Below are 25,152 nucleotides of genomic sequence, written 5' to 3' on the forward strand. Positions count from 1 at the left end.
GCGCGCGAAGCCGCGTGACATTGATCGTCGCATCGGGGCTTCGGACAGGTTGCCGCGTCCGGCGCCACGCGGCATGGCCTGGGTTCACGCGGTTTCGCGCGCATGGCGCGCTCCTACTTGAAAAGGCGGGGCGGGGGCGCATATCGAGCGGTTGGAGCAACAACACTGGCCCGTATTCATGACCACAGAAACCCGCAAGTTCGAAGCCGAAGTCGCCCAGGTCCTGCACCTGGTCACCCACTCGCTCTACTCGCACAAGGAAATCTTCCTGCGCGAGCTGATCTCCAACGCCTCCGACGCCTGCGACAAGCTGCGCTTCGAAGCGATCGCCAACCCCGACCTGCTGGCCGGCGAAGGCGAGCTCAGGATCGACGTGGACTGGGACAAGGACGCACGCACCATCACCATCCGCGACAACGGCATCGGCATGACCCGCGATGAGGTGGTGGCCAACATCGGCAGCATCGCCAGCTCCGGCACGCGCCGTTTCCTGGAAGCGCTGGACGGCGAGAAGAAGGCCGACGCGCGCCTGATCGGCCAGTTCGGCGTGGGCTTCTATTCCGGCTTCGTGGTGGCCGACAAGGTCACCGTGCTCACGCGACGCGCCGGTTCCGACGCCGCCGAAGGCGTGAAGTGGGAAAGCGATGGCCGCGGCGAATACTCGCTGGAAGCCGCCACCGTGCCCGAGCGCGGCACCGCCGTGGTGCTGCACCTGAAGGAAGGCGAGGACGAGTTTCTCGAGGACTGGAAGCTGCGCTCGCTGGTGCGCAAGTACTCCGACCACGTGGCCTTCCCGATCCGCATGCCGAAGGCCGATATGGGCGGCGACGACGAGGACAAGGCCGCCGACCAGGCGCCCGAGTGGGAGACCGTCAACGACGCCTCCGCTCTGTGGACCAAGCCCAAGTCCGAGATCAGCGACGAGGATTACCAGAACTTCTACAAGTCGCTCGGCCACGATTTCAACGATGCCGCCGCGTGGAGCCACAACCGCGTCGAAGGCAGCCAGAGCTTCACCACCCTGCTGTATCTGCCCTCGCAGCCGCCCTTCGATCTGATGATGGGCGGGCGCGATGAGCGCAAGGGTCTGAAGCTGTACATCAAGCGCGTGTTCGTGATGGACGCGGCCGAGGAGCTGCTGCCCAACTACCTGCGCTTCGTGCGCGGCGTGGTGGATTCGGACGACCTGCCGCTCAACGTCAGCCGCGAGATCCTGCAGCACAACCGCCAGCTGGACCGCATCAAGGGCGCCTGCGTGAAGCGCGTGCTGGACCTGATCGAAAAGCTCTCGCGCGACGAGCCGGAGAAGTTCGCCGCCTTCCTCAAGGCCTTCGGCAACACCCTGAAGGAAGGCATCGTCGAAGACCACGCCAACCGCGAGCGGATCGCCAAGCTGCTGCGCTTCGCGTCCACCAAGGGCGAGGGTGAAGCCCAGACGGTGTCGCTGGATGACTACATCGGCCGCATGGCGGGCGACCAGGACGCGATCTGGTACATCACCGCCGACGGCTACAAGGCCGCCGCAGGCAGCCCGCAGCTGGAGGCGTTCCGGGCCAAGGGCATCGAAGTGCTGCTGATGTTCGACCGCATCGACGAGTGGATGCTCGGCCACCTGAACGAGTACGCCGGCAAGCCGATGAAGAACGTCGCCAAGGGCGAGCTGCCGCTGGACGAATCGGAAAAGAAGAAGCAGGAAGAAGCTGCCGAAGCCGCCGCCCCGCTGCTGGAGAAGCTGAAGACGATGCTGGGCGATCGCGTTGCCGACGTGCGCGTGTCCGCCCGCCTCACCGACTCGCCCTCCTGCCTCGCCCTGGCCGATCACGAAATGGCCCCGCACCTGGCGCGGCTGCTGCGCGAAGCCGGCCAGGACGTGCCGGACAGCAAGCCCACCCTGGAAATCAACCCGGGTCATGCACTGGTGCAGAAGATCGAAGCCGAGGCCGACGAGACCAGGGCTGCCGATCTGGCCACCCTCCTGCTGGAGCAGGCCGAGATCGCCGCCGGTGCCCAGCTGCCGGATCCGGCTGCCTTCGTGCAGCGGATGAACCGGTTGCTGGTGGGCTGAGCCTCCCGTCCTGGGCGGGCTTCAGTCAACCGCCCAGGACAGCACCGCGTTCCTGCACACGCCCCACAGCCGGGCGCCATCGCCGGACCACACCAGCCGCTCGAGATCGTAGCAGTCGCGCGGCGTCACATCGGCCACAACCGCCTTTCTGCCGGAGGCGGTCGGCCAGATTGCGATGCGACTGCCGCTACGCAGCACGTCGCCCCCCAGGGCGATGCGGGTGCCGTCGGGGCTGGCGCTTCCCGCTGCAAGCGAATTGACTCCCTCCAGCCAGGCCGACAGCAGCGTCCGCCCGGTGTCCACGTTGGTGACGTGCATGCCACGCTGCGGCTCCGGTCCGATCGTGAAGCCTGTGGCAATCCAGCGTCCCGCCGGAGACCCGAACGGCTCCGGCACATGCCCAGCCATGCCGGTTGCATCACTGTCCCCGACAACGACGTCCCCCAGCCGCAGCGGCAGCTCGATCGCGCGCACGATGCGCCCGTCTTCCCGATGCAGCAACGCGAGGCCGGTCGGTTCCTCCACCCAAAACCCTTCATGATCAAGCGCATCGATCGGCTTGAGCTGGGTATTGCCACGCCGGTAACGGTTCGCAATCGCCTGCCGCGGTGACACGAAGGCCGGCGTGAACCGCCAGGGCTCGCCATCGGTGACAGGCACGGGGCCAGACGTGAGCCTCTGCAGACCGCTGCGCAGGGGGCCGGCCACGTTGTAAACGTGGCTGTAGAGTTCCAGCCCACCATCCGGGCCCCGCCGCCACCGCCAGTAATAGGGCTCTTTGATACTTTCTGGAATCTGCAGCGGGTGATGGGTGGTAGCGCCGGTGGCCGGGTCGTAGATGACCACGACGTCGGAGAGCATCAAATAGATCCGACCGGCCTGCTCTCCCGCAACCAGGCGCGCACGGGTGTTGCGCACGCTCGGGTCGTCGTTGCGCCACAGCAGCCGCGCATCCCCACCGGGACGGTAATGCCACAGCCTGGGCTGGCCGCGTTCATGGGTAGCCAACAGCAGGTCGCCTTCCGGCAGCGGGAACAGATCACGCAGTTCACCGATCCCTTCGGCCAGCGGCCAACTGACCGTATCCAGCTGCCGCGCATCCGCAGCCGGCGCCGCCAGCAGGGATCGCATCACCGGAAACGGTGGCTCGATCGGCACAACCCATGCTTCGGGTGAGGCATGCACCTGGGTGTGCGCCCCTTCCGGCAACGCGCGCAGCGCTTCATACACCGGAGTCAACAGGTCCGAGGGCACCACCTGCCTCTCCAGGAACCTGGATGGCCCCGGGGAAAGGATGTTGAACTCGCGAATCTGGTCGATCAGCCCGCCGTCCGGGTTCGGCCACCGCAGCTGGGCGTGGACCGACACGACCGTGGCCGGGGCACCCAGCACGACGTCCATCTCCCTCACCGACACCACGTCAACGCGGCGACTGCGCCCGGCCAGGCCGTGGCGCCGGGTCCGGGTCGCCCTCCAGAACTGGCTGTCCGGCTGCAGCTCCGGCAGCTTGACCCGGGTCTGCGGAGAAGAATCGGCGGACGCTTCCGCACGTCGCATCTCACGCTCCAGCTCCCACGGCAGCAGGGCGCCCATATCGACCTGGGCCTGCAACCCCTCCAGCCACGCAATGCGGGCATACGCATGCCGCAGGTCCGGATGGCGCGACATGAGCACCTCGCCCCACCCGTCCCCCATGTAGGCCCGCGGGCTTTGCGAGAAATCCCCGTCGAAACGTCCCACCCCGGCCAGCGCCTGCTCCACCGCCGGCTGCACGTGGCTGAAGGGCGCGCGGATCGCGATATGGGCCACCTGGGAGCGGGTCCCGTCCTGAATCAGCACCTCGCCGCGCAGCGCACGCGGCAGGCCTTTTTCCTGCAGCAGCTCCGCGCGCCAACCCTCGAGCGGATCGGCTGGATCCGCCGCACACACGGGCAACGCCAAGCTGCACAGCAGTGCCAGCGCCAGTCGCCATCCGGCAACGCGTTGAACCGGGCCGGCTGTGCGCGGCCACTGGCTACCCTTCGGCTGATCGTCCATGTCCGCCCTGTGGTTACCTGGATCTTCCGTAGGGAAGCTTACCTTGGCCCTGGGCCTCACACAGACAAGATCAATTCGGGGTAACAATGCCCCGGGTACCGCAACAGAATCCTCATCCCACCACCGGAGGTTGCAACATGAGCCTGTTTTCCAAGATCAAGGACAGCATTTTCGGCCGCAAGGCCAAGGCATCCGAGCCCGTGCCCACCCGGCCCGCCACCCCGGCGCCGATCATCATCGACGGCAGCAAGGACGCCCCGAAGGAATCGCCACCGGCACGCCTGCCGGAAACCCCGGCTTCCGAGCCGGTGGACGTGGAAGCGGTGCTGACCGCGATGGCCGAAGAAAAAGGCCGCCCGAGCGACTGGCGCAACTCCATCGTTGACCTGCTCAAGCTGCTGGATCTGGATTCCAGCCTTACGGCGCGCAAGGAACTGGCGGCCGAGCTCAACGTCAACGCAGGCGCCCACGGCACTGCGGAGCAGAACATCGCCCTGCACAGGGCGGTGATGCGCAAGCTCGAGGAAAACGGCGGCAAGGTGCCGGCCGAGCTCAAGGACTGACGGGCAAAACAGAAGGACGCCGCCCAGTGCGGCGTCCTTGCTTCAGGATCCGCCGGCTGGCCTGGCGGACACCTGCACCGGGCCTTCGCCCTCGCGGGCGGCGGTGACCTGGATCAGCTCGGCGCCTTCCACATCGGTCATGAAGAATTCCACGGCGCGCGCGCCGGGCTCATCGCGACTGAAGCGCGGGGCGTGGAGCGCGTAGCCGCCGTTGTCCATCGCGCGGCGATGGGCAAGGCTCGACACCTCCTGCTCGCGTCGGACCACATGTCCGGGCCGGGGCACGCCGAACGCGGCCACCGCCTCGGCCCAGGCATCGGCGGAAGCCTGCGCACCGCAGGCTGCGATCACCCGGTCCAGGGCGCCGTCCGATCCGGGAAACAGCACCTCGCCATCCACTACCGCCACCGTCCGCCGCAGGCTGGGCAGAGCGTTGGGGGAGGTCAGGCCAAGCAATTGGCAGTCCAGCGCTTCAGTACCGGCCAGCGGCTCGCTTCTCACGTCATTCGGGTTCCAGCCCCACGCCTCGGCCGCGGCCAGTCCCACCTGGTGGGAGAACTCATTCTGCATCTGCGTACTCACGCCTTCGGTTACTCCGCTGGGGGCCACTCCGGTGGGGGCCTGGAGCCGCTGCTGGCATCCTGCGGCGGGCGCTGCCAGCAGCAGACAGCAGCCGATCGTGGAAAACAGCTTAGCCATTGGTCACGTTATTGGTACCCGGTGGACCGATGGTAACCGCGGCCGGGCGTGACAGTTCGGGCGGCAGCTGCTGGCCCGCGTCCTCGGCATCCTTCTTCATCTGCACCAGCGCGTTCACCTCATCCACCGCGTTGTGGATGGTGATGTCGTCGCGGCCAAGGATGGTGTTGAGGTAACCGGCAATGTCCTGGGCATCCTTGCCACCGGCTGCCAGCAGCTCGCCAAGATGTGGATAGCCCGGCCCGCGATTGACGAACATCGCCACCCGGTCGATCACATCGCCCACGCTGGGATCTTCGCCATGCTGCGCTTTCACACCCACCCAGTACGCGCGGAATTCCTCATGGAATCCATACGAGGAACCGAGCGACAGGCCGCGATCCCAGTTCTGCATGTGGTTGACCTCATGCACGAACGTATGACCGATCACCCGCAGCTCGCCGGAGTCCCATGAGCGGGCCGAAGTATCGACAGGATTGTTGTCAGCGCCGATATAAGAGGGGTTGATCCGGAACAGGTCCTCGGGGCTGAAGGGCACTGATCCGTAGGCCGAGGTCTCGGTGAAATCGAAGCGGTAGGGCGCCGATTCGCCCAGGAACAGATCCAAAGTGTTGGAGATGATTTCCTGGTCACCGGCGTCGTACTGGGACAGGAACGCCACCGTCTTCGCTGCGCGCTGGGTATCGCCAAGGTCGAAGGCCTGGACCCAGTCCTTGCCCAACATCGCCTCCAGGTTTTCGACCGACCGGGTATCGGGATAGTTGCGCACCTGGCTGAGCACGGCGGTGCGCTCGGCGGCGGTCACATCGCTGCTCTGCTGGAACTGGGGGCTGGAGATCAGCGAACGGATGGCGCTGGGCAGCGCGGTATCGCTGGAGGGACGCGCATCCAGTGCCTCGGTGACCAGGCGCTGGTCGACAGGCGACAGATCCTGGAATTCGGCTGATTGCTGCAGAGCCACGGCCGACAGGGACGCCAGCTGCTGCGGCGAGGGCAGCATCTGGAAGGACAGGTCGCGGATCAGCGTGAGCAGATCTGCCTGTACTGCCGGCTCAGCTTCTCCATCACGCGCCGCGTCGGCCACCAGGGACTGCGCGTCGGCTGGCAGCGCGGCGTATTCCGGCGCATCCAGCAATGCGACCTCGGCAGCGGGCTGATCGCCTTCATCCGCTGCGGCGGACGACGCCTGATTGTCGGTCTCCTGCGCCCGAGACCCGGCTTCAAACCGCGGGTCGAGATGCATCGGAAGGCTTTGTGCGGACTGCAGCGTATTCATGGATTGCTCCGGGCTTCCTGCTGGAAGCCATCGATCCTGCCATGCACCCGTGCATGTACCAGCCGGGGCTGACCCTAGGTGCATCCGCCCGCGTTACGATGCCGCACCTATTCCGCGCGCACTCCAATTTCTCCATGAAGGCCAGCACCAACCGGACACCGCCGGCTGTATGAACCAGCCGTTGCACCAGGCGGACGCCGGCGCCAGGCCCCGGGATGAGCGCCCGCTGTCGTGGACCGCAGGATTGCTGAGCGGCTCGCTGCATCTGGCCATCCTGCTGCTGGCGATGCTGGCTGAACCGATGGAGATGCCGACGCCGCAGGGATCCGCCGCCGGCGGCAGCCGGGTGGAAGTGGTGATGATCGGGGAAACCCCGGAAACCGCTCCGCCCACGGATGTCCCGCCGGTCAGCGCACCAGCAGTAGAGACTCCGCAACCGCCGCGCCCCGACCCGGTCGCCCCGGCTCCTGCTCCGCCGCGGGTACAGCCGACGCCCGTGGTACAGGCCGATGAAGCCATGCAGCGCCGCCAGGCCGCGCCCGCGGCGGCCAGCCCACCGCCCACGCCCAGCACCAACCGCCGTGCCCACGTCTGGGGCCAGCCTCCGGGCATGCTGGCCGAAGACCACGCGCCAGTGAACGCCGGCCGCGCGCCCAGTCCCGCGGTGAGCCAGGGCCGTCGCCACACCAGCTCGTCTTCCGAGCCGAGCATGGAGGTGGGCGGTTACCAGGTGCTCTACGACGTGCGCAGCGAACAGCGTCTGCGCGACTGGCGCGACGCCGGCATCACCGAGCTGTTCATTCCCCTGCCCGGTACCCGCGACTACATGGTGTGCCCGCTGGAAGTCGCACTCCGGCGCGAATCCGGCGCCTGCCGCCTGCTGGATCCGGATGACCCGGAGATGGCCGACATCGGCGATGCCCGCGAAGTCATCAACATGCATCGCGTCTACCGCCGCGGCGAACTGGTGTGGCGCGGCCCCCGCGCCTATCGCTGAGGCGCTCGACCCGCGCGGCATGCGTCTCTTGACGCGGGCATTACCTGCGGTCCACATCGCTTTCATCGGCGCTGCTGCAGAGTGGCTTCCAATCCTCCCCCCAAGGAACCACGCGATGAACAACCAGAAGAAGATCCAGCATTCGCTCAACGACCTGATCGAGATCGCCCGCGACGGCAGCGAGTTCTATACCGAGGCCGCTTCCAAGGTCGACAACCCGGAGTTGTCCACCCTGTTCACCCAGATGGCCGGGCACAAACGCGAGATCGTGACCGGTCTGACCGCCGACGTCGCCGCCATCGGTGGCGAGCCCGCGGACAGCGGCACCATGGCCGGCTCCATGCGAAAGATGTACGCCAACATGCGCGCCGCCTTGGGCAACAAGGATTACGCCTACGTGGCCGAGCTTGAGGAAGTGGAAGACAAGCTGCTCGAGGCGTTCAAGGACACCATCAACGATGCCGACACTCCGCCAGCCGCCAAGGCCGCCGCGCAGAAATACCTGCCGCGCGTAGTGGAATGCCACGACATCATGCGCAACCGGAAGGTCGCGCTGAAGGACGCGAACTGATCGCAGCGGCATGAAGCCGTAAAGGACCAGGCCCCGGCTTATAGCCGGGGCTTTTTTGTTTCAGCGCGCTGATTGAATTCACGCGGCTTCGCGCGCATGGCGCGCTCCTACTTTTGCGCGGGCACTCCGGTGCATTGCGACAGCAGGGTCAGATGCCGCGTCATCAGCTGCGTCTGCCGCGCGACGAGCAAGCGCACGGTGTCCGCATCAGCAGACGCGGTTGAAGAGAGCGCCGCGCTCGCCGCTTTGGGCAGTGACGATTGCAATGGCGCAGACCCGGCTTCATCAAGCTGGTAATCGGGCGGTGGTTCGGGCGGCAGCCGGGCGTCCAGCGCCGACACCAGGCGGTCCACGTTGGCGCAGTCCTCCATCAGCTGGCGGAAGGTGATGCCGACCGGGAACACTTTCCCCAGTTGCACCGAGACCTGGGTCAGCGTGAGGCTGTCCATCCCCAGCTCGATGAAGGGGGTATCGCCGTCGGCCAGGGCAATCTCGAAGCCGGTGGCGTCCGCGAACAGCTTCCTGACCCGTGCCGAGAGGCGCGCTTGGCGGCCAGCGGACGCTGGTATTGACCGATTTTCGGAAGACGTCATTCCTGCAGCTCCGACGGCATTCGGCGGGCGGGAAACAGCCAGCTCCTGATCTGGTTCATGGCGCCGCCCCGCTGTGGCGCGCTGGTCTTCGCGGGAGCGAAACGATCCGAACCGGCAATCTGCTCACCCACCTGCTCCAGGGTGGATGTCGCCAGTGCCAGGACATTGAGGCGGACGCCGGTCTCTTTCTCGACCCGGTTGATGAAACGCACCGCCAGCAGGGAATGGCCGCCTGCATCGAAGAAGTTGTAGTTGGCGGTAACCGGGGCGCCCACCAGTTCGGAGCACAGCGAACTCACGTAGGCGACCGCGGCGCCTGACCCATGGCGCGGCGCCCTTTCGTGCGCCACCTCGGGCTCTCTGTGGATGACCTCCGTGGGTTTGCGCTGCGCCGGCGCTGGCAGCGAGGCACGATCAACCTTGCCGTTGGGCAGCAGCGGCAGCGCATCAAGCACCAGGATGTGCTGCGGCACCATGTAGACCGGCAGGATCCCGCGCAGCCGTGCGAGCTGCGCCCTGTCGTTGAACCGGTCGCGGTCGGCGACGATCACATACGCCACCAGCCGCTGATCGCCCGGCGTGTCCTCGCGCACGGTCACCACCGAGCGCACGATGCCGGGATCGGCGTCGAGCGCAGCCTCGATCTCACCCGGCTCGATGCGATGGCCGCGCAGCTTCAGCTGGAAATCCAGACGTCCCTGGTGTTCGAGCACGCCGTCGTGGCGCCAGCGGCCGCGGTCACCGGTGCGATACAGCCTGGGCGCCAGGCCGGTGCCATGGTGACGGGGCGCAACGTGATCTCGAACGAACCGCTCCGCGGTCAGTTCCTCGCGGCCTAGATAGCCCAGGGCAACGCCCGCGCCGCCGATCCAGATCTCACCCGGCACGCCGACCGGGCACACCTGGCCGCGGGGGTCCATCACCCAGACCGTGGTGTTGTCGATCGGGTGGCCAACGTGGATGTCCAGCGCGCCGTCTCCGCCCGTGCGCTCAATCCTGGCGCAGGTCGACCACACCGTGGTCTCGGTCGGCCCGTACATGTTCCACAGTTCGACCCCGCGATCGATGAGCGCGCCGGCCAGCTCCGCCGACAGCGGCTCGCCTCCACACAGGGCCCGGAATCCGCGCTGCGGCTTCCATCCCGCGTCCAGCAGCAGGTGCCATGTGGTGGGCGTCGCCTGCAGTACGGTCACGCGCTCACGTTCCAGCAGCGCGGCAAGCCTGGCACCATCGGCGGCCTGCTCGCGCGTCGCCAGCACCAGGGTGGCCCCGACGCACAGCGGCAGGAAGATCTCCAGCACCGAGATGTCGAACGAGGTCGTGGTGACCCCAAGCAGGACATCCAGTGGGCCGAGTCCGGGGCTCCTGCGCATGCTCTGCAGGAAGTTGATGACCGCCCCGTTCGGCACGGCCACGCCCTTCGGCATTCCGGTCGAGCCCGAGGTGTAGATCACATAGGCCGCCGCATCGCGGCCAACCGGATCGACCTCGCGCGTCAGCATCGGAGCCGACGCAATCCCGGCGGCGTCCTGGTCCAACAGCAGCAGCTGCGGGGGTTGCAGCGCGAAGCCATCCGCAAGCCCGCCCGTGGACACCAGCAGCGCCAGTCCGGCATCGGCGGCCATCAAGCGCAGCCGGTCGGCGGGATAGGCCGGGTCGAGCGGCACGTAGGCGGCGCCCAGCTTCAGGATCGCCAGCAGGGTCGCGACCAGCTCCGGGTCGCGTTCAAGGCACACACCGACCAGATCGCCCTTGCCGACGCCTCGCGCCGCCAGGGCGTCCGCAAGCCGGCTGGCGCGCGCGTCGAGCTCGCCGTAGGTCAGCGTGTGGGCACCAAAGCGCAGGGCGATCCGCTCCGGTGAGCGTTCAAACTGCGGCGCCAGCAGCCCGGGCAGGCTGGTGGCCTGCGGCAGGTCGAGGGATGTGTCGTTCCAGGTTGCGAGCGCCTCGCGGTCGTTGTCACCGCGGATCTCGATGTCGCCGATCGCGACATCGGTCCGGGTGACGAATCGCTCCAGCAGCCCGGCGAAACGCTGCGCCATGAACTTCGCAGACGGGGCGGCGATGACATCGGCGTTGTAGTTGAGGTCGATCAGCAGCCGCTCGTCATCCTCATCCACCCACAGCGAGAGGTCGGTCAGCGCGCTGTAGTGCGGCAGGTTGAGATCCTCGCAGTGCAGTTCGCCCCACTGACGCACCTGGTCGCGCGAGTCCTCCATGGAGAACAGGGCCTGGTACAGCGGCGAGCGGCTCATGTCACGACCCGCCCCCAGCTCCTGCAGCAAACGCTCAACCGGCACATCCGGATGCGCAAAGCAGGCCATCATTTCATCGCGCACGTGCCCCAGCAGCTGGGCGAAGGTCCACTGCGGATCCAGCTCCAAGCGCATCGGCAGCACGTTGGCGAAGAAGCCCATCACCTCCTGCAGCTGTTCGGTGAGATGGCTGCGGACCGGCAGCCCGATCACCAGGTCGCGCTGTCCGCTGGTGCGGTGCAGGAAGGCGAAATAGGCGGCGAGCAGGGTCATGAACAGGGTGGCGTGGTGGGCCTGGCCGAGTGCGCGCAGCCGCTGCGCCAGCCCCGCCTCGACGCGGACACATTCGCTTCCTCCGCGTCCGCTGGGCATGGGCGGGCGCGGATGATCCTCGGGCAGGCGCAGCGGCTCGATGTCTCCAGACAGCCGCTGGCGCCAATGGGTGATCTGCGCACGGACGTCGTCACTGTCGGCAGCGGCCGCATGCCAGGCCGCGAAGTCGATGTAGCTGCGCTCCAGCGGACGCAGCATCGGACGCACGCCCGAAGTATGGCAGTCGTAGAACGTCGCCATTTCCTTGCAGAACAGGCGGAACGAGCCGCCATCCCAGACGGCGTGATGGACCTGCAGATAGAAGATGTGGTCCTCGTCGGACAGCCGGAACAGGCGCGCCCGGAACAGGGGCGCGTCGTCGGCTCGGATCGGGGCACGGAACAGGGGCTCGACCCGGCGCAGGAACCCGGCATGGCGCTCCCCGGCCGGGTACGCGGTCAGGTCTTCCTCCGGCAGCAGCGTCACCGGCAGGTCGTCCAGCACCCGCTGCACCGCACCGCCCTCATACGCTTCCAGGACGGTGCGCAGGGCGGGCTGTCGGCGGACCACATCGGCGAGCGCACGATCCAGCGCCTGCACGTCCAACGGCCCGCGCAGGCGCAGGGCCGACGGGATCATGTAGTTGGTCGAATCCGGCTGGATCTGTTCCTGCACCCACAGCCGCTGCTGCATCAGCGACAGCGGGCCGATGGACTGGTCCGGCTGGCGCGGGATGTCGAGCACGCCTGCTCCGGTCGCCTGCGCTTCAGGATGCGCGAGCAGGACTTCAGCCAGCGCGGCGGGCGTGGGCGTGTCGAACAGCAGGCGCAGCTTGACCCGGGTTCCGAACGCCTGTTCCAGCCAGCTCGCCAGCCGTGCCGCAAGCAGCGAATGGCCGCCTGCGGAAAAAAAATCCTGCTCCGGGTGGAAATCCGGAAGGTCCAGCAGCTCGGCCATCTTTGCGGCAATCCGCGAAGTCGCCGATCCGTCGTCCCGGCGCACGGCAGCAACGGCCGCTTCCTCGTGCGCCAGCGCGGCCAGCTTCGACACGGCCAGCTTTCCGGTTGCCGAGACCGGCATGGCGTCGAGCACCACCACGCGCTCGGGCAGCATGTAGGGTGGCAGCTGGTTGCGGAGCCCTTCTGCCAGCGCCCTTGTATCAACGTTCGTGCCACTGCGCGCCACCACATAGGCGATCAGTCCCGCGGCACCCCGCCCCTCCTCGCGCACCACCACGGCAGCCTCCGCCACCGAGGCATCGGCACGCAGCGCGGCTTCGATGTCGCCCGGCTCAATGCGATAGCCGCGCAGCTTCACCTGACGGTCCTGGCGCCCCAGGTGCACGAGGTTGCCGTCGTCGCGCCAGCGGCCGCGATCTCCGGTGCGGTACAGCCGTCGTGATCCCGGCACCCCCAGCGCTCCTGCGCCGTCGGCCGCGCTCAACCCATCGGGCACAAACTGCGTCGCCGTCAGATCCGCCCGGTCCAGGTATCCAAGGGCCAGGCCCTCGCCGCCGATGCAAATCTCGCCCGCGGTGCCGGGCGGACACAGGTGTCCGAAGCGATCGGTGATCCACACGCTCGAATTGTCCACCGGGCGGCCGATGTGGATATCGGGCAATCCGTCTGCCAACGCCGTGATCCGCGCGCCGGTGGCAGTGACCGTGGCCTCGGTTGGGCCGTACATGTTCCAGACTTCTGCGCCGTGCCTGAGCAGCGCCGTCGCCACATCGCGCGGCATCGCTTCGCCACCGCAGATCGCCTTGAATCCGGCCGGCCCGTGCCATCCGGCGTCGAGCAGCATGCGCCAGCCGGAAGGCGTGGCATCGAGATAGCTGGCCCCACTGCGCTCCATCAGCTGCCGGAAGGCGGCACCGCGGACAGCCGTGTCCCTGTCGACCAGCACCACCCGCGCGCCCACCGACAGCGGCAGGCACAGGTCCACCACCGAAGGATCAAACGACAGGGGCGTGACCGCGGCAACCGCGTCGTCCGGGCCGAGCCGCAGCCAGCGCTGCATGCAGGCGATGAGATTCGAGACCGCGCGATGCGGCACGCGCACGCCCTTGGGCGTGCCGGTCGAGCCCGAGGTGTAGATCACATAGGCCACCGAATCCGGCGTCGCCGCATCCGCATCGCGTCCGATGCGGGTCGTGGGCAGACCCGGCGGAAGGTCGCCTGGAGCATCCAACGCGAGCAGGGTCACGCCTTGGACCTCAAGCCGCCCGACGTTGGCGGTCTCGGTGAGGATGACCGACAGCCGCGCGTCGCTGGCGATCGCGGCCAGGCGCGCCGGCGGCTGCTCCGGGTCCAGCGGCACATAGCCTGCCCCGGCCTTCAACGTGCCAAGGACCGCCGCCGGCATGCGCAGCGTGCGGTCGAGCATGATCCCGACCAGGGCGCCGCGGGCGATGCCTCTGGAGCGCAGCAGGTGGGCGATGCGATTGCCCTGTGTGTCCAGCGCCGCGTAGCTGCACGTGGCGCCGTCCTGCCACAGCGCGATGCGCCCGCCGTCGGCATCGCACTGCCGTTCGAAATGCTCGTGCATCCGGCACTGCGCGTCGAAAGCCACCGGCGCCGGCTGCAGGTCGCGCAGCCGTTGCAGCGGCTCGCCTTCCACCAGCGAAAGACCCGACAGCGGCTGCGCGGAATCTCGCACCAGGCCGCGAAGCACGGTCTCGTAGGCTTGCAGGAACGCATCAACCGTGGCGGCATCAAACAGCGCGCTGCTGTACATGCACTCAAGACGCAGGCCGTCCTGCGACGGCACCGCGTTGATCGAGAAATCGAAGTTGTCGCAGACCATCGGATTGACCGACAGGTCGAGCACCAGCCCGGCGAACGCATCGCGTTCACGATCGGCCATCTGGTCAACGTTGAACACGGCGGACACCAGCGGCGGCCGGCTCGCATCGCGTTCGATCCGCAGCTTCTTGAGCAGCGAGCCGAAGGTGCAGCGCTGGTGCTCCATCGCATCGAGCACGGTCGTGCGGGTCGCCTCGAGCAGCGCTGCGACCGACTTCGCATGGTCGATCGCCAGTCGCAGCGGCAGCATGTTGACGCAGTGCCCGACCAGCGGCCCGGCCGCGACTTCATCCGCCTGGCCGGCCACCGGGATGCCCACCACCAGGTCATCCTGAGCGCTGAGCCGCGACAGCAGGACGCTGAAGGCTGCGAGCAGGCTGACGTACAGACTCGCACCGTGCGTCGCGCCCGTGCGCCGCACCGCCTCCATCAATCCGGCGTCCAGCGTGCGCACGGCGAATCCCGCGACCGGATCACGCTCTGGCAACCGGGGCCGGTCCACGGGCAGGTCGAGCACCGGTCCGCCGTCGGCGAGCCGTGCCAGCCACCAGGTTTCGTCGTCGGGCGACACCGACAGCTCCGGCCGCTGCGCCAGCTCGTGTGCGTACTCGTGGAACGAGCGCGCGGCGGGCAGGCCCGGGTTTTCGCTGCCGGATTCGCGGGAGTAAAGCGCACCCAGCTCATGCACGATCACGTTCCACGACCAACCGTCGCAGACCATGTGATGGGCGTGCAGCAGCAGCACGTGGTGTGTATCGGAGAGGCGGACCAGCTCCGCCCGCAACAGCGGACCGCGCTCAAGGTCGAACGGTGTTTGCACGCCGGCACGCTTGCGGTCGACCAGAGCCTCGGCCTTCGCGTCGGCGGCCAGCGCGCCAAGGTTGGTGAACGGCATGTCCAGTGACATCGTCGGCTGGACGTTCAGCCATTCACCGTCGGCTGAGATCGTCGAACGCAGGGCGTCGTGGCGGTCGACGATGGCGCGCAAGGCGGCATGCAGCGCAGCAACGTCAAGCCCGCCCTGCAGGGAGAGCGAGATCGACTGGTTGAAGGCCAGGGCGACGGAAGGATCAATTCGGGCCGCCAGCCAGATTTCCCGCTGCGGCTCTGTCGTCGGTACGGGAGTGCCGTCCGCAGGGCCGGGCTGCTGGTCAGGTTCCTGTCCCTGCTGCAGTGCCTGCGGCTGCACTGCGTTCGCCAGCACCATCTGCTGTGCCATCAGCGCCTGCTGCTCGCGCACGACCGACAGCAGCAACTCCCGGTCGGCCACCCCACTGTGCTCCAGCGCGTCCAGGTGCGCGGACATCAGCCGGAGCTGTTGGTCGAAGACCTCCGCCAGTCCACCCGGGGCCGGGGTGGTCATTGCCACAGCGCTTGGAACCGCCGCATCGGCGGCATCCTGGGCGACTGCGCTGCCAGCGGCCGCCGGGGCCACGGGCCGGGCATCCAGCCAGTACCGCTTGCGCTCGAATGGATACGCCGGCAACGCAACCCGGCGCCTGCGCGCGCGCCGGTCCAGGCCTGCCGGGTGCAGGGCAAGGCCCCGGCTCCACGCCTGTCCGAACGCGTCCAGCAATGTGCCCGCCTCCCCGTCCGGGCTGTCGCCCAGCGAAGCGATTGCGGCTACGCCCTGCTCGCGCAGCAGCGGCTGCTGGCGCGAGAGTGCGGTGAGCGTGCCGCGCGGACCGATCTCCAGCAGCGCGCGCGGCTGCACCACCTCCAGCGCGCGGGCAAGCGCCGCGGAGAAGCGCACCGGGTCGCGCAAGTGCCGCGCCCAATAATCGGCCGACACCGCCTGCGCCGCGTCCAACAGATCGCCGGTGGCGGTCGAGAAGATCGGGATTGACGGCGCATGCAACGACAGCGCCTCGACTTCGGCGCGGAACGGTGCCACCGCGGGCTCCATCATCGAGGAATGGAATGCGTGCGAGGTCCTGAGCGCACGACAGGCAACGCCCTCCGCTTCCAGCTGCTGCTGGAAGCTGGACACCAGGTCGTGCGGGCCCGACACCACGCAGGCTCCCGGCGCATTCTCGGCGGCCATCGACAGACCTTCGGGAAGCCGTGCCAGCAGCCCCACACGCGACTGCCGCACCGACAGCATGGAACCAGCCGGCTGGGCCTGCATCAGGCGGCCGCGGCGCGCGACCAGGCGCAGCGCATCCGGCAGCTCGAACACCCCGGCAAGAGTCGCGGCAACGAATTCGCCAACGCTGTGGCCCACCATTGCTGCCGGGGTGAGCCCCTGGGCCATCCACCAGCGCGCCAGTGAATATTCAATGCTGAAGATCGCCGGCTGCATGATCGCCGTCGGCAACAGCGCCTCGGCATCGTCACCGAACACCAGCGCGCGCAGGTCCTGCCCCAGCTCCGCATCAAGCACCTCGGCGCAGGCATCGAAGGCTTCGCGGAACGCTGGCTCGCGTTTGTACAGCGCCCGGCCCATGCCCGCGTACTGGCAGCCCTGCCCCGGGAACAGGAACACCACCGGGCCGTCCTTCGCCGGCACCGCCTTCGCAGCTGCGGCAAGGCCGGCGCCACGCAGCCGCGCGATCGCCGCGGCGCTGTCCGCGGCGGCAACGGCCACCCGGTGGGCCATCGCCTTGCGCCCGACCGCCAGCGTCCACGCCACGTCGGCGAGGTTCTGCGCAGGGTTGGCTTCCAGATGATCGGCAAGACGAGCAACCGAGGCCTGCAACGCGGACGGCGTGCGTGCCGACAGCACCAGCAGCTGCGCGCCTTCAGCGGCATCGGAAAGCGCCAGCGGCGGCGCCTCTTCCATCACCACGTGCGCATTGGTGCCGCCCACGCCGAACGAACTCACGCCGGCCCGGCGCGGGCTGCCCGACACCGGCCAGGGCAGCAGCTCGCCACTCGCCCGGAACGGCGTGGAGGCAAAATCGATGGCCGGATTGTCCTGCTGGAAATGCGCCGTGGCCGGGATCAGCCCGTGCTCAAGCGCCAGCGCGCTCTTGATGACCCCGGTCGCGCCGGCGGCCATCAGCGTGTGGCCAATGTTGCTCTTGACCGATCCGACCACGCAGAACCCGCTGTCCTGCGTGCCCAGCCGGAAGGCGCGGGTGAGGCCCTCGATCTCGATCGGATCGCCCATGGGCGTGGCTGTGCCGTGCGCCTCCACGTAGCCGATGCTGCGCGGATTGACGCCGGCATCCGCGTGCGCCATCGCGATCACCGCTGCCTGCCCGTCGCTGCTTGGCGCGGTGAAGCTCGCCTTGCCGCCGCCATCGTTGTTGATCGCCGCCCCGCGGATCACCGCGTGAATGGGGTCGCCGTCGGCGATGGCCTCGGACAGGCGCTTGAGCAGCACCACCGCGGCCCCGTCGCTGAACACCGTTCCGGTGGCGCCGGCGTCGAACGTACGCGTGGTCCCGTCGGCGGAGAGCATGCCGCCTTCCTGATACAGATGTCCGCTGCGCACCGGGCAGGTCACCGCCACGCCGCCGGCCAGGGCCATGGTGCAGCGGCCGGCACGCAGGCTGTCGACGGCCTGCACGATCGCCACCAGCGAGGTGGAGCACGCGGTATGCACGCTCACCGCGGGTCCGGTGAGATCCAGCTTGTGGGCGATGCGGGTGGCAATGTAGTCCTTCTCGTTGCCCAGCATGACCTGGAAGGCACCGAGGTTCTCAATGAGTTCCGGGTGCGCCAGCACATGGTTCTGGTAGTAGCTGGCGTTGTACATGCCGGCAAACACGCCCACCGGCGCGCCGGTAGCGTCGGGTACGTGGCCAGCGCGCTCGATGCACTCCCAGCACAGCTCCAGGAACACGCGCTGCTGGGGGTCCATCAGCTCGGCTTCCCTGTGTGAAATGCCGAAGAACGCCGCGTCGAAGCAGTCGAAGTCGTCAAACACGCCGCGCGCGGGCACATAGGCAGGATCCGCACGCAGCGCGTCAGGGACGGCGGGGTCCAGCTCGTCCGCTGAAAATCGGGTCACACCGTCGCGGCCCGCGCACAGGCTGTCCCACAGCGCTTCAACCGAAGGCGCCCCCGGGAAGCGCCCGGCCATGGCGATGATCGCGATCGCCTCACCGTCGCTGCCGCCGCGGCCGCGCGACATGCGCGTGGCATCGAGGGCACGCGGAGCGTCCCCGCAGCTGATTTCCGTCGCCAGCGTCGCCGGCGTGGGCGAACGGAACAGCGCCGTCGCCGGCACATCGCCGATGCCTTCTCGGCGTGCGGCCTCCAGCACCCTTGGCACCAGCAGCGAGCTGCCACCCAGGTCGAAGAAGCTGTCATCACGACCCAGCCCCTCAAGGTCGAGCACCTGGGCGAAGATCCGGCACAGCGCGACCTCCACCGGCGTGCGCGGGGCGGCATAGGGGCCGGCCCACTCCGGGCGTTCCCGGCCGGGTCGGGGCAGCTTCGCCCGGTCCAGCTTGCCGTTGGGCGAGAGCGGCAGCGCATCCATCTGCACGAAGGCCACCGGCACCATGTAGTCCAGCAGCTGCGCCACCAGATGCCGGCGCAGCTGTTCCAGATCAACCGGCGCCGCCGGGTCCTGCGGCGACACATAGGCGACCAGGCGCTTCATGCCCGGCACGTCCTCGCGGGCGAGCACGCCGGCCTGGCGCACCCCGGGGAACGCCATCACCTGCGCCTCGATTTCGCCCGGTTCAACGCGATACCCGCGGATCTTCACCTGGAAGTCCTGCCGTCCCAGGCACTCCAGGGTGCCGTCGGGCAGCCAGCGGCCAAGATCGCCGGTGCGGTACATGCGCGCATCGCCGCCGGCGAACGGGTCCGGCAGGAACCGCTCGGCGCTCAGCCCATCGCGCCCCAGGTATCCGCGTGCCAGCACCGCCCCTGCCAGGTACAGCTCGCCGGCCGCACCTTCGGAAAGCGGGCGGCCACGCCCGTCCAGCACGTACACCCGCGCGTTGGCGATCGGCCGGCCGATGCTGGGCAGCCGTGGCCAGGTGGCGGGGTCCTCGGGCAGGGTCAGCGCGGTGACCACGTGGGTCTCGGTCGGGCCGTAGTGGTTGTGCAGGCGGCAGCCGGGCAGGCGCTCGAAGAAGCGTACGATCTTCGGTTCAATCCGCAGCTGCTCGCCGGCGGTGATCACCTCGCGCAGGTCGCAGCGCAGCGGCGCGCCCGGCGGCAACGCGGCCAAATGCCCTTCCAGCCCTTCCGCCAGCATCTGCAGCGCAAAGTACGGCAGGAACAGACGCTCGATCCGATGCCGCACGATGACGTCGAACAACCTGCCCGCGTCCAGGCGCGTGTCCTGGTCGATCAGGTGCAGCTCGCCGCCCGCGGCCAGCGTGACAAAGGTTTCCTGGAAGGCCACGTCAAAGCCCAGCGCCGCGTACTGCAGCGTGCGCAGCGGACCGCCCTGGCCCGGCTCGCGCAGCTGCCACTGCACCAGGTTGGCCAGCGGCCCATGGGGCATCGCCACGCCCTTGGGCTGGCCGGTCGAGCCCGAGGTGTAGAGCACGTAGGCGAGGTCGTCCGCACGCACGTCGCATTCGGCGGGGTCGAGATCGCCGGCAGCTTGATCCGCCCAGTCCGCGTCCGCGGACAGGTCGATCACGGTCAGACCATCTGCCGGGTCGGTGTGTGCGCCGCCTGCAACCGGCGCCATCCCGGGCATGGTCAGCAGCACCCGCGGCTGTGAATCGGCCAGCGTCCAGGCCAGCCGGTCGGCGGGATAGGTCGGGTCCAGGGGCACATACGCGCCCCCGGCCTTCAGCGTGGCCAGCAGGCCGAGCACCACCCCTACGCCGCGATCGGCGTGGATCGCCACGCGCTCGTCGCGGCCCACGCCATGGCTGCGCAAATGACGCGCCAGGCGGTTGGCGCGCGCGTTGAGCTCGCCGTAGGTTACCCGCTCCCCCCCGTGCACCAGCGCAATCGCGTCTGGCGCGCGGGCGGCCTGCGCCTGGAACAGGCGGTGCACGCCGTCAACTTGCGGGAACGCCACGGCTGTACCGTTCCAATGCTCCACGGCTGCACCGTGCCGGGGCGCTCCGGCCAATGCGGACTTCCAGTCGCCTTTCGCGTCACCCGTGACCATCCAGCCGCTCCCCCCCGGAACACCTCCGTACAGCCAGTTGAACGGGTTCGGAGGGAAGGAGCGGCCAGTCACCCCGGTGGCTCAGCAACCGACAGCGCCCGCAAGCGGGCGTTTGCGGGGTTCGCTCTGCTGACGGGGAACGTCGATCAGGACCCGGGGCTGGCACCCGATCCGAGGAAGTCGATGACCCCCAGCGGGTCGTTGGTGAAGATCGCATCGAATCCAAATTCGATGGCTTCCCGCCAGTCTTCTTCGTTATCGATCACGCCCGAAAACACCAGCACGCCGTCGCGCTGGAACTGCCTGACCTGTGCAGGGGTGGTCTCCCGGGCGGCAAGCACGATGCAGCCGGCGTGCAGTTCCCGCAGCGTCGCCGCGTAATCGTGGCTGTTGCGTGGCACCCCGAGCGGGCACGTGCGCACATTGGGGTTCAGATCGTGCATGGCGCTGATCGTGCGCCAGTCGAACGATTGCAGGACCACCCGGTCTTCAAGCCCGTACCTGCGGACAAGCTGGTCGAGTTTGGCCGCATAGAGGGTGGGGTCAATCGGCTTTCCCGGCGCGCCATCCCTGGGCAGCTTGGTTTCGATGAAATACCGGATACGGCTGTCATCACGGAAGGCGATGAACACTTCCTCCAGGCTCGGCATGCCGGCGGAGCGCTTCTCCGCATCCGGATAGATGCCCCGCGACCGGCTGCCGCAATCGAACGCCCTGCTCTGGTCCAGGGTCAACGTGCGCACGGGCTTGGGAACCATGCCGCTCCCCTCCGGCGCTGTGCAGAACGCAGGGTTGATGTTGTTGTCATGGGTCACCAGCAGTTCGTTGTCGGCGGTCAACTGCAGGTCGAACTCCAGATACTCCACCCCGGCCCCGGCAGCCCGCTCAAACGCATAAACGGTGTTTTCCGGCCACATAAGCGCACCGCCGCGATGGGCAATGATGTCCGGATTGGCTGCCGGGACTGCCGTTGAGACCACAAGCGCTGCGGCCAGGGACGCCACTGATCCAAGGATGTTCAATTGCTTTGCTCCAGTTCACGATGCAAGAAATTCACCATGTCATCCGGCTTGTCGGTCAGGAACATGGTCGCTCCCGCCTCCAGCAACCCGCGGTAGCGCGCATGGCGTTCGGGGGTGGGCAGGTTGTCGATCTCCCACAGGGTCTCGGTGGATAGCCGCGTACCTTCCGGGCGCTCAGCCGCATTGAACGCGGCGAAAAACTCCGGCGTACTCCGGAACCAGAGGAAGTAGCCCACCGGGTTGTATCTGGCGAACCCCATCAGGTCCGTCATGTCATTGGGCCTGCATGAAGCTGGAGCACCGTCCGGGCAATCCTGGATCCGGGCCACGACGGCGAGCGTCGCGCCGACCTCCGGATCAGGCTGGTCGGCAGCATCAGGTGAGCCCGTCACCCAGGCAATGCCCTGGCCCTGCATTCCGAGCCGTTCCATCATTTCAGCAACCTCGGCATGGGTCGCATCCTTGATGTCCAGGTGAACGATGAAGCCGTGCTGCTTTGCGGCCAGCAGCATGTCTTCCAGCGTTGGAAGATGCTCTTCAGTGACCACCACGCCTGGCCCGCCATTGCCGCGGCGCAGCCGCAGATTCTCCAGCTGCGCCAGGGTCAGGTCCGCCACCCGGCCAGTCCCATTGGTGGTGCGGTCCACCGTGGCGTCGTGGATGGCCACCAGCACGCCATCCTTCGACTTGCGGATGTCCAGTTCGATCCCGTCGATACCCTGATCGGCGCAGGCATGGATGGAAGCCAGCGACACCTCCGGCGCCTCGCCCACGCAGCCGCGGTGGGCGATCACCAGCACCTGCGCGGGATCGCGCAGTTTGGCCGCCGGATCCTGCACCGGAGCCCGGGCCGCGGCGCCACCGGACTGCACAAGCAGCCCGGTGGCAATCGCCAGGACCAGGCCGATTACCTTGCCCCGCATCAGAAGTCCGCCTTCAGAGTGACAAAGAAGTAGCGGCCCACGCCGTCCATGTATGCCGCGCCGTTGGTGTTGCTGGTGTTGTCGGCGGTCAGGTGCGGGCTGGTGGCGTACGAACGCAGCACCGGGTGCTTGACCTTGCTGTCGGTGAGGTTCTTCACGCCCAGCGACACCGAGTAGTTGCTGTTGGCATACCAGGTGACGTTGAGATCGTGCTGCAAGTACTCCGGCACGTACGGCATCTCACGGGTTTCCAGCGACTGGTCGTTCACCGCGTACAAGCTCTTGCTGATGTAGCGGGTGTTGAGGCCGAAGCTGAAATCACCCACGTCATAGCGGTTGAGCAGGCTGAACTTGAAGTCCGGGTACTGGTATTGGCCGGCGTTGTCGGTACCGGCGCTGCCACGCTGGGCAATGACCCGGCGCTCCAGGTTGCGGGTGCCGCTGAAGCCCACGCGCCAGCGGCCCGGGCCCAGGTCGAAGCGGTAGTTCAGGCCGAAATCGATGCCGCGGGTGCGGCGACCCGCCAGGTTGGCGTACTGGGCCTGCACGTAATCCACCTCGCCCGCCAGGTGGCCGGGACCGTCGGCTTCATGCCGGTGCACGAACTGGCAGTAGCCCATGTCCGGGCCGCCGGTGGGGTTGACGCAGTTGTTCATGATCGTGCCGTAACCGATGGCGGTGATCACGTTGTCGATGTCGATTTCCCAGTAGTCGGCGGTGATGTCCAGACCACGCACGAAGCTCGGCTGCCACACCACGCCGTAGGAGAGCGAATCGGAGGTTTCCGGCTCCAGGTCCGGGTTGCCACCGGTGAACACCCGCGGGGCGTTCTGGTTCGGGGTCGGCAGCGGGCCGGTCCAGCCCGGCACGGTGGCCGCGCAGTTACCCGGACGGTCATCGTCCTGGATGATGCGGCCGTCCTGGCAGGGGTCACCGATGTGGCCCAGGGTCACCATGCTGATCGGCGAGAACAGCTCGCCGAAGTTCGGCACGCGGGTGCTGAAACCCTTCACGGCGCGAAGGCTCACGGTTTCGAACGGCGACCAGATCACGCCCAGCTTCCACGTGTTGGTGGAAGGGTTGTCGCTGTAGTGCGAGTAGCGGTAGGCGCCTTCCACGTCCAGGCGGCGTGCGCCCGGCAGATCGGCCAGCAGCGGCACCACCACCTCGCCGTACACCTCCGACACGCGGCGCTTGGCGTACATGTCCGGATGCAGGCCGTGGTCGTTACCCGGCGACCAGACAATGTTGGCCAGCTTGGCCGCATCGCCGTCGTCGCGGGTGTCCAGCTTTTCCTCGCGCCACTCGGCGCCGGCGGCAAAGCGCACCATGCCGGCGGGCAGCTCGAACAGCTCGCCGTTCATGCCCAGGCCCACGTTGAGCATGGTGTTGCGGGTGGTCTCGTAACGCTCGTAGGGCATCACGTAGTCCAGCCACTCCTGGCTGGGCATTTCAGTGCTGTAGATGTTGGTCGGCACACAGCCGGCGGCACGCGCGTCGGCATCGGCGCAGATCGCGTTGCCGGCGGCGTCCACGGCCACGTCGCGGGCCAGCAGCCATTCGTTGCGGCCCACCATGTTGGTGGTGGTGATGTCGTCACCCACCGTGCCCCAGCGCAGGAAGCCCTTCCAGTCGATCCAGTCGGTCAGGCGGCCGGTCAGGTCGGTGCCGAAGCTGATCGCATCGCGGCGGTGGATCTCGCGCGACATCGGCAGGTGCGAGTAGTGCCGGCTCATTGGCAGCTCGGTCAGGCCTTCAGCCAGCATGTGCTCGCGCATCGAATCGGACAGGAACGGATCATCCAGCCGCGCGATGCCCCCCGGATGGGCAACACCGGTTTCCGCATCGCGGCCCCACCAGTTGGTCGGTCGCACGTCGTCGCGGTGGCCCGGCCACTGGGCGTGGCCGCTCACGTAGCTGGTGGCGTAGCCGAAGCTGGTGTTCCACACCAGGTCCGGATTGATCTGGAATTCCAGGTTGGCGTAGGTCGATGCCTTCTCCGACTTGTCGCGCAGCAGCATGTAGTCGTAGATGCCGAACGCGGTGTCGGGGCCGCCGTCCTGGGTGCCGGTGTCGTTGTTGGAGATGGTGCGGTAGCTGTCGCGCGGGATGTGGGTCACCTGGCCGTCGATCAGCTGGTACCAGTCGCCGTCGCGCGCATTGGTGCCACACGGCGCCATGCCCCCGTATACACACCAGGTGGGATAGGGAGAACGGTAGAACTGGCGGAAGTCGATGATGATGTTGTCGGGGATGCCATCGTTCGGGCCGGTGTTGTCCGGGTTCACCTGGTACACCTGCCGGTTGCTGAAGCGGTCCAGCAGCGGGATGTCATCGGTGAACACGTAGTTCGCGCCGACCACCAGGTGCGCGCGGTCATCCAGGAAATCGAAGCCGGTGGCGATCGAGGCCTGGGTCTGGCGCGCATCGCCCTCCTCGGCCATGCCGGTACTGATCGACGCCGACGTGCCGTCCATGCGCTTCTTCATCACGATGTTGACCGCGCCGGTCACGGCGTCGGCACCGTAGATCGCCGAGGCGCCGCCGGTCACCGTCTCAATGCGGTCGATCAGCGCCGAGGGAATGGTGTTCAGGTCCACCGCCGCAGTGCGCGCGCCGCCCGACACCCAGCGCAGCCCATCCACCAGCACCAGCGAGCGGTTGGTGCCCATGCTGCGCAGGTCGATGTTGGCCACGCCCTTGTCGTACTCCTGGCCCATCGAGTTCATCTCGCCCAGGCCGGGACCGATGGCGGGATTGAGCATCAGCGCGTCATAGACGGTGAAGCGGCCGGTGTCCTTGACCTCGTCGAAATCGACCACCGAGATCGGCATCACCGACTCAAGCTCCGGACGTGCGATGCGGGTGCCCGTCACCACCACCTTGTCCAGATTGCTGGCCTCGATCTCCGCCTGCGTGGTGGTGCTTTCGCCTTCCTGCGCCAGCCCTGCAGCTGGTGCGCCGAGCGCAATCGAAACCGCTAATGCCAACCAACTGA

12 protein-coding genes are annotated in these 25,152 nt (G+C 67.8%); 4 read left to right on the forward strand and 8 right to left on the reverse strand.

The genetic code is table 11. The features are described 5' to 3' along the window. Positions 1-178: 178 nt before the first annotated feature. Positions 179-2,065: a molecular chaperone HtpG gene (htpG, locus tag WCE59_RS02780; protein WP_343257184.1), complete on the forward strand. Its 1,887-nt coding sequence runs from the start codon at positions 179-181 to the stop codon at positions 2,063-2,065. 21 nt (positions 2,066-2,086) lie between these two features. Here the strand turns inward: htpG and WCE59_RS02785 are convergent, their stop codons facing one another. Beyond that, complete coding sequence (locus WCE59_RS02785; RefSeq protein WP_343257185.1) at positions 2,087-4,102, reverse strand: hypothetical protein; 2,016 nt, start codon at positions 4,100-4,102, stop codon at positions 2,087-2,089. 137 nt (positions 4,103-4,239) lie between these two features. On the opposite strand from WCE59_RS02785, the gene WCE59_RS02790 reads away from it, so the two are divergent. Further along, a complete protein-coding gene (locus tag WCE59_RS02790; protein ID WP_343257186.1) occupies positions 4,240-4,665 on the forward strand; it encodes a DUF3597 domain-containing protein in 426 nt (141 codons plus the stop codon). A 42-nt stretch (positions 4,666-4,707) separates the two neighbouring features. On the opposite strand, the gene WCE59_RS02795 is transcribed toward WCE59_RS02790, so the two are convergent. Then, the gene (locus tag WCE59_RS02795; RefSeq protein WP_343257187.1) at positions 4,708-5,247 is read right to left on the reverse strand and encodes a hypothetical protein; all 540 of its coding nucleotides are present in this window, start codon (positions 5,245-5,247) and stop codon (positions 4,708-4,710) included. A 109-nt stretch (positions 5,248-5,356) separates the two neighbouring features. Next, complete coding sequence (locus WCE59_RS02800; RefSeq protein WP_343257188.1) at positions 5,357-6,640, reverse strand: hypothetical protein; 1,284 nt, start codon at positions 6,638-6,640, stop codon at positions 5,357-5,359. A 169-nt stretch (positions 6,641-6,809) separates the two neighbouring features. Here WCE59_RS02800 and WCE59_RS02805 point away from each other — a divergent pair, with 169 nt between their 5' ends. Continuing rightward, positions 6,810-7,637 (forward strand): type II toxin-antitoxin system RelE/ParE family toxin, encoded by an 828-nt coding sequence (locus WCE59_RS02805; protein ID WP_343257189.1) that lies wholly within the window; start codon positions 6,810-6,812, stop codon positions 7,635-7,637. A 115-nt stretch (positions 7,638-7,752) separates the two neighbouring features. Continuing rightward, positions 7,753-8,208 (forward strand): PA2169 family four-helix-bundle protein, encoded by a 456-nt coding sequence (locus WCE59_RS02810; protein ID WP_343257190.1) that lies wholly within the window; start codon positions 7,753-7,755, stop codon positions 8,206-8,208. A 107-nt stretch (positions 8,209-8,315) separates the two neighbouring features. Here WCE59_RS02810 and WCE59_RS02815 read toward each other — a convergent pair whose 3' ends face one another. From WCE59_RS02815 to WCE59_RS02835, 5 genes are all read right to left on the reverse strand, one after another. Further along, positions 8,316-8,801: an acyl carrier protein gene (locus WCE59_RS02815; protein WP_343257191.1), complete on the reverse strand. Its 486-nt coding sequence runs from the start codon at positions 8,799-8,801 to the stop codon at positions 8,316-8,318. Next, the gene (locus WCE59_RS02820; protein WP_343257192.1) at positions 8,798-20,116 is read right to left on the reverse strand and encodes a non-ribosomal peptide synthetase/type I polyketide synthase; all 11,319 of its coding nucleotides are present in this window, start codon (positions 20,114-20,116) and stop codon (positions 8,798-8,800) included. The genes WCE59_RS02815 and WCE59_RS02820 overlap by 4 nt, the downstream gene beginning before the upstream one ends. Before the next feature lie 239 nt (positions 20,117-20,355). Further along, positions 20,356-21,231 carry a glycerophosphodiester phosphodiesterase gene (locus WCE59_RS02825; protein WP_343257193.1) on the reverse strand — a complete coding sequence of 292 codons (876 nt, stop codon included), beginning with the start codon at positions 21,229-21,231 and terminating at the stop codon, positions 20,356-20,358. Further along, positions 21,228-22,154 (reverse strand): glycerophosphodiester phosphodiesterase family protein, encoded by a 927-nt coding sequence (locus WCE59_RS02830; RefSeq protein WP_343257194.1) that lies wholly within the window; start codon positions 22,152-22,154, stop codon positions 21,228-21,230. Before WCE59_RS02830 ends, WCE59_RS02825 begins: the two co-directional genes overlap by 4 nt. Then, on the reverse strand, positions 22,154-25,144 hold the full coding sequence (locus WCE59_RS02835) for a TonB-dependent receptor domain-containing protein (protein WP_343257195.1): 2,991 nt from the start codon (positions 25,142-25,144) through the stop codon (positions 22,154-22,156). Before WCE59_RS02835 ends, WCE59_RS02830 begins: the two co-directional genes overlap by 1 nt. Between the last annotated feature and the right edge of the window lie 8 nt (positions 25,145-25,152).

This window comes from Luteimonas qiangzhengi, assembly GCF_039548515.1.
Taxonomy (GTDB): domain Bacteria; phylum Pseudomonadota; class Gammaproteobacteria; order Xanthomonadales; family Xanthomonadaceae; genus Luteimonas.